The organism is Croceicoccus hydrothermalis (assembly GCF_022378335.1).
GTDB classification, from domain to species: domain Bacteria; phylum Pseudomonadota; class Alphaproteobacteria; order Sphingomonadales; family Sphingomonadaceae; genus Croceicoccus; species Croceicoccus hydrothermalis.
This window is the reverse complement of record NZ_JAIQCI010000091.1, coordinates 1-593: the sequence shown is the minus strand read 5'-3', so window position 1 is coordinate 593 and position 593 is coordinate 1. Positions and strand designations below refer to the sequence as shown.

Genomic DNA, 593 nt, shown 5'->3' with positions numbered 1-593 from the left:
CCGCCTAAACATCAATTCCCAGACGAGGCCCAAGCTCCGCTAATTTACGCAGCTAGGTGTGCCAAATGTTCTGACGACGGACAACTCACGAAGCAGCTTCGACATCTCGACGATCGTCGACGAGCGCCGCTGCTCTCCTTCTGGGATCGTGACGTCGATGAACAAGAATGTCGCGGTCTGTGCTTTTCCCTCGGCGGGCCGCACCTTGCCTTTCCACGCTTTCCTAAATTCGTTCATGCATTGGAGATTGTGCGTCAGGATGAATACTTGGGCAGCTTTCTGGAGGCGTGTCCGCACGAGTGAACACGCAAAGTTCAGGGCCTTCGTGTCAAGGCTCGACACGGGATCGTCGACGACGACAATGACGTCCTTGAGCTTCCGATTGTCCGCCTCAATAGACGACAGGAAGTAAGAGATCGCGATGGCGGTCTTCTCGCCCTCGCTAGGGACGCCCGAGATGGGCGTCCCGTGTCGCTGCAGCTCGTAACCCTCGTCGACGGGGTTGATCGTTAGCCCGTCGTATTCACCGGACCGGTCCTAAAGGGTTAGCGGGAGTGGCCTAAGCCTCTGATCTGAATTAGGAACTGGGTGTC

The 593-nt window shown here is 56.8% G+C and carries 1 protein-coding gene; it reads right to left on the bottom strand.

Features of this window, described 5'->3' with window-relative positions; translation table 11 throughout:
* Positions 1 to 39 precede the first annotated feature (39 nt).
* Positions 40 to 459: an AAA family ATPase gene (locus K4G67_RS17455; protein ID WP_239807509.1), complete on the bottom strand. Its 420-nt coding sequence runs from the start codon at positions 457 to 459 to the stop codon at positions 40 to 42.
* Positions 460 to 593: the final 134 nt, after the last annotated feature.